Here is a 4,790-nt window from a genome sequence, read left to right on the forward strand (position 1 = left end):
ACAACATGATCAACTACCGGACCGGCCAGCCGCCCACCGGGTTACGAGACATCCCTTAGCCGCAGACCCGGACAACACCGAGCAAGCCACACAGATCCTGATCCGCAGTGGCATCGGTTCCGGGCGGTCCGAGGTGACGGTCTCAGCTGCGCGAATTGATTCAGACCATACACGATCGTCCTAAAGATCAAGCGGCCGAAAGCCCGCAGCGGCATGGACATGCGTAGTCCTCGGGACTTCGAAGCGTTGCGGCAATGACGGCTGCGCGCGGCGGAGATGTTCAGTCGCGGCAACCGGCACGCCGATGTGGTGGTGGAGTTGGGGGTCGGCTGGGGTTGCCCTAGCAGTGAGGGCGGTTTGGGCGCCACGCGGCCAGCCACCGGTCCCGCGGCACCAGTGCCCCTGGCCCCGTCTGTCGATGTCCGCCGCGCTGGCCGACCGGCCCGACCGCAGCGAGGCCGTGTTCGTGTTCCATATCAAGGAAGGAAGCAACGCCACTGGCTGACCGTGGAACCGCCGCCTGGCTAGGCCCACGACCTCAGCCCGTGGAAATGATGGCTGGATTCCGAGAATGTCCCGGATGGACTCCCCGGACACCGACCGTCGCACACCCCCGAACACATCCTGACGAAGGTGCGTTGAAGGCAATGAAGAGTGCAATTCCCGTGCCAGCTCCACACTGGACGCCGGTACCGATCATACTGAACCATCGTGTCCCACGGTTGCGGATGAAGCCCGCCTACGCGGTCGGGCTGGTGGACGGCGGATGGTGGCCGTGGTCAGTGGATCCCGCGACGGAGTTGCCCCGGTTGGCCGTGGCGCTGACGGAGCGGCTCGGCCCGATCGGCCGCGTCCGCTACAACCTCGGCGCGTGGGGCCCGATGACGAGACAAGTGCGGGTAGCCGGCCGGGTCGTGTGTTTCGAGGGCACCGATTCCCTCGACTCGCACACGGTGGTGGTGATCGGCTCGAACTCTCACCTGGCCCGTGTGCTGGTTATCCCGCCCAGCACGCGGGGTGGTGTGGCTCGTGCGGTGCTGAGAGCGGCCAGCGGCAGCGGCTCGACCGACCGGGGCGAGGACATCCTGGCCAGCAACGGCATCATTCTGGACCCGAGCGGCCACTAGCTTGTGTCAGGCCGCGGCGGTGTCTCGGCGAGCCGGGTGTGTAGCCGTTCGCGGATCTCGTCAGGGGTGTAGGCACGGCGATGTCGCTCCTCGCGAGCGACAATCACCCCGGTGTCGGCGACCCCGACGATCCCGGCCAGGCCGAGAATCTTCCACCAGCGCATTTCTCTACGCTATCACCGTGCCAGGCACGCAGCTCAACCTCGACGAGGCCGTCTCGATCACGCGCACCGGAGACGTGTGGTTGTTTCGCGGCCGCACCGCGGCGGACCGGGTTATCCGGGCCACGACGAACAGTCCGGTCAACCACGTCGGCATGTCCGTGGTCATCGAGGACCTGCCGGCGCTGATCTGGCACGCCGAGCTCGGCGGGTCGCTGCCGGACGTGTGGTCGGGCACCCACCAACGGGGAGCGCAGCTGCACGAGCTGCGCAGCGCGGTGCTCGTGTGGGCCACCAAGTACGGTCAGCAGGTGTGGCTGCGCCAGCTCGACGCCCCGATCAGCCGGGAGCGGGAGGACGCGGTCTTGCGGACCATCGCACGGCTGGACGGCACTCCGTTCCCGTCGACCGCCCGACTGGCCGGCCGCTGGCTACGCGACCGGTTGCCCGTCCGCAAACCAGACCGCCAGGACATCGACCTGGAAACCGCCTACTGCGCGGAAATCGTCGCCATCACCTACGACGCGATGGGACTGCTGCCGCACGGACACCTGCCAAACTGGTATGACGCCGGCCGGTTTTGGAGCGGTGACCAGCTCGATCTGGCGACGGTGCCAGGTTGGGCGGCGAGATCGCGGTGCGCATCCCGCCCGACGCGCCGACACGGTAGATCCCGAAGCCACGACCGCGTCATGGATCACCCGTTACGCGCTACGGCCGTGACCCGGCACCGCCTGTATCTGGCCGTTGATCATGGATGGCATGTTGACCGCTTGCACGGTGGCGTTGACGCCCGCCATAGCAGCAAGGGACGCGGCCGGGATGAGTGCCTGGGGTCGTCGTCGGCATCGGCACTGCCCTGTCGTTGAGTGCGAACACCCCGCCGTACCCGAGTTGATTCTGTTCGCGGTCATGTACCCGAAATCGAAATAATCCGCGGTGAGGTCTGTTCGGGTGTAGCCTTGTAAACAAGCGCCGGATCGACATCGAACCCGTGCCGCGAGGCACTCACTGATGCGACACACGATGCCATCGGCACCCGATGCTGCGCGGCGAGGGCCGGCTCCCGACGTGCTCAGGCGGTTCGCCGACCCACGCAGCGCTGCCGATGCCAAATCGCGAGCGGATCTCAGGGCGTCCGAACCACGGAGAAAGTAACCGCTGGCCGCCAGGACGGACCGGAGCCCGGTCCCGCTTCTCCAGCGCCATGCCTATCCGTGGCGGCGCGTACTGGCCGAACCGATCGGTATAGCTCGGGACGACGATGACCTGGCCGGGTTCGCTTGACGATCTCATGGCAGACCGGCTCACCGGACCACTCGTCGTATCCGGCGCCCGCCACTTTGAAGTCGCGGCCGTCGGCGGGCCGACGGTGATCCAGCGACCGTCGGCTCACACAGAGTCACCTTTGTCGTGTCGACGGGTGGGGCTGGCGGTACCCGTCGCGCCGAACCTTGGCATGAGCGGGCTTCACCGAGATCGGCAAGCCGCTGACCAGGAGGTTTAGGTTCGTATACTGGCTTGTTGGGTGCACAGCGCAGACGGTCCCGGGAAAGAGGTCGTTTTTGATCTCCATCTCGGGACCCTTCTGTTGTTGGAGTCGTTCACCTGACGGGAAGGCCAACACCACGGCATCGTGGCTGGCACGGGCCACGGCGTCGATGGTCTCGCCGACGAGCGTGACCCGGCAGGTCGCCGTCCGGGTGCGGCAGTCGTAGTTGATCTCCAGGCGCAGTGCCTCGAACAGCCTGCGAGACAGATCGTCGGGCAGGGCAGCTAGATCCACCGCACTGACGGGCAAGTAGTCGATCAAGCCTGGGTTTGGGGCCTGGCTGATCTCCTGTTCTGCCTCGGCGAGTTGCTGTTCCATGTCCTCGCGCTGCGCACGGAGTTCGACCCGGCGCTCGTTGAGATCGCGGATGAAGCGGCTCGTCGCTGTGGGTGGAGCTGCCGAGCCCGTGCGCGGTGACCTTCGCCGAGCTCGCCCAGCGCCACGGCGTCGCCGTGCTCCCAGGGCCGGTCTTCTCGGCGAGCGAGGGCCAGGAATCCCGGCTGCGCGTGCCGTTCTCCGCCCGGCCGAGTGTGCTCGACGCCGGTGTGCAGCGGCTGGCCCAGGCCTGGCGCGAAATGACCCGCTACGGGGTTCGCCCGCGCGAGACGCCGCAACCGTCGGATTGAACGCGGGATCAAACGAGGCCGTCACGTGGTAGACAAGCCGTCGAGCACCGTCACGTGGGAGAACGGAACCGCCGTCATGCAGCTGATCGTCACCCGACCCGACGTCGAACTGGCCGAGCCGGACGACTGTAAGCGCTTCAGCGTCCGTGTGGCCGGGGAGGTCGATGCCGCGGAGCTCGAACGTATCCTGGACGCGGAGGGCGTCGGCGAGTTGGCCGACGGGGGCGAGCACGTGTTCGTCTCGATCGAGGCGCTGCGGAAGCTGGCGAGCGGGCGTACCGGGCCGGGCTGGCCGGAGGACTTCGCGGCCATGCTGGCCTACGCCGGCAGCAAGGGCTGGCTCAACGACGCGGCCGACCGCGTTCGCGCCCATATCGAGCGGGGCTGACCCGGGTCGGCGTCCCCGATGGCCGCCGACCGAGCCGGGGACACGGCGTCGCCTTCGCCCACGTCGAGTTGGCCGGTTGCGGCACCGAGTTGGCCAGGCGCGTCACCGAGTTGGCTGGTTGCCGCGCCGAGTTGGCCGTAGCGGGCCGAGGCCTCGCGCCGATGCCCAGAACCGAACCAGCAAACTCGCCACCCGAACCGACAAACTCGGGGCGCGAACCGGCAAACTCGGCGCCCGGGACGGCAAACTCGGGGCACACTGGGTGCCGGCACACCACGCGATTCTGACGTGACGAGGTGCACGAGCGGATCGCGGACGCCTGACGCCCGATCGGGTGGGCGGGCCCGGGGAACCGGGCGCGGACGCGCGGATGCTCGGCATCGCCGGCGCGGCCCGGTACCGGACGCTGCGCCAGTACGGGCTGGACGCCGCTCAGACCATCGACAGCAGCACACCCAACGCGAGCAACACCAGGACCTTGACGGATTCCGCGGCGACATAGGCGAGGTGCGCGCGTGAGCGCGGCGGGTCCTGCCCGTCCGGCGCGGCGAGCACCCGGTCGGTGCGGCGGCTCAGCCAAGGCCGGATCACGCCGAGCTGCAGCACCAGAACGGCGACGGCGGCGCCGGTCAAGGTCAGCGCCGGAACCGTCGGGTGTCCGAAGAGGACGGTGACAAGCACGTCGGCGGCGAGGACGGTTTCGACCGCGTTGAGTGCGCGGAAGACGATCCGCCCGATGCCGAGTCCGAGGCGAATGGTCACCCCTGGGGCGCGGAATTTCAGTGGCGCCTCGATGAACGAGATGGCGACCACCATGCCGAGCCAGCAGAAGACGAGCGCGACGGCGACGTGATCCACGGTGAGGTTTCCCGTGTGTCCTAAGGGATGTCTCGTAACCCGGTGGGCGGCTGGCCGGTCCGGTAGTTGATCATGTTG

Annotated in this window: 7 protein-coding genes; 4 read left to right on the plus strand and 3 right to left on the minus strand. The window is 67.9% G+C overall.

Annotation, left to right across the window (positions count from 1 at the left end; genetic code table 11):
• The first annotated feature begins 728 nt into the window (after positions 1 to 728).
• On the plus strand, positions 729 to 1,127 hold the full coding sequence (locus tag ABFX51_RS23130) for a DUF5994 family protein (protein ID WP_346054897.1): 399 nt from the start codon (positions 729 to 731) through the stop codon (positions 1,125 to 1,127).
• Here the strand turns inward: ABFX51_RS23130 and ABFX51_RS23135 are convergent.
• Positions 1,124 to 1,291: a hypothetical protein gene (locus tag ABFX51_RS23135; RefSeq protein WP_346054898.1), complete on the minus strand. Its 168-nt coding sequence runs from the start codon at positions 1,289 to 1,291 to the stop codon at positions 1,124 to 1,126. The genes ABFX51_RS23130 and ABFX51_RS23135 overlap by 4 nt on opposite strands.
• A gap of 17 nt (positions 1,292 to 1,308) precedes the next feature.
• On the opposite strand from ABFX51_RS23135, the gene ABFX51_RS23140 reads away from it, so the two are divergent.
• Positions 1,309 to 2,157, plus strand: coding sequence for a hypothetical protein (locus tag ABFX51_RS23140; protein WP_346054899.1), 849 nt, complete (start codon positions 1,309 to 1,311; stop codon positions 2,155 to 2,157).
• Between the two features lie 533 nt (positions 2,158 to 2,690).
• On the opposite strand, the gene ABFX51_RS23145 is transcribed toward ABFX51_RS23140, so the two are convergent.
• The gene (locus ABFX51_RS23145; protein ID WP_346054900.1) at positions 2,691 to 3,158 is read right to left on the minus strand and encodes a hypothetical protein; all 468 of its coding nucleotides are present in this window, start codon (positions 3,156 to 3,158) and stop codon (positions 2,691 to 2,693) included.
• Positions 3,159 to 3,253: 95 nt separating this feature from the next.
• Between ABFX51_RS23145 and ABFX51_RS23150 the strand changes: the two genes are divergently transcribed.
• On the plus strand, positions 3,254 to 3,466 hold the full coding sequence (locus tag ABFX51_RS23150; protein ID WP_346054901.1) for a hypothetical protein: 213 nt from the start codon (positions 3,254 to 3,256) through the stop codon (positions 3,464 to 3,466).
• Between the two features lie 25 nt (positions 3,467 to 3,491).
• Complete coding sequence (locus ABFX51_RS23155) at positions 3,492 to 3,854, plus strand: hypothetical protein (RefSeq protein ID WP_346054902.1); 363 nt, start codon at positions 3,492 to 3,494, stop codon at positions 3,852 to 3,854.
• Positions 3,855 to 4,286: 432 nt separating this feature from the next.
• Here the strand turns inward: ABFX51_RS23155 and ABFX51_RS23160 are convergent, their stop codons facing one another.
• Positions 4,287 to 4,712 (minus strand): hypothetical protein, encoded by a 426-nt coding sequence (locus ABFX51_RS23160; RefSeq protein ID WP_346054903.1) that lies wholly within the window; start codon positions 4,710 to 4,712, stop codon positions 4,287 to 4,289.
• Positions 4,713 to 4,790 lie beyond the last annotated feature (78 nt).

This window comes from Amycolatopsis dongchuanensis (genome assembly GCF_039542405.1).
GTDB lineage: Bacteria > Actinomycetota > Actinomycetes > Mycobacteriales > Pseudonocardiaceae > Amycolatopsis_E > Amycolatopsis_E sacchari.

Coding starts and splice junctions, on each gene's coding strand:
- ABFX51_RS23130 (WP_346054897.1), top strand. CDS start 729: ATGAAGCCCGCCTACGCGGTCGGGCTGGTGGACGGCGGATGGTGGCCG.
- ABFX51_RS23135 (WP_346054898.1), bottom strand. CDS start 1,291: ATGCGCTGGTGGAAGATTCTCGGCCTGGCCGGGATCGTCGGGGTCGCC.
- ABFX51_RS23145 (WP_346054900.1), bottom strand. CDS start 3,158: ATGGAACAGCAACTCGCCGAGGCAGAACAGGAGATCAGCCAGGCCCCA.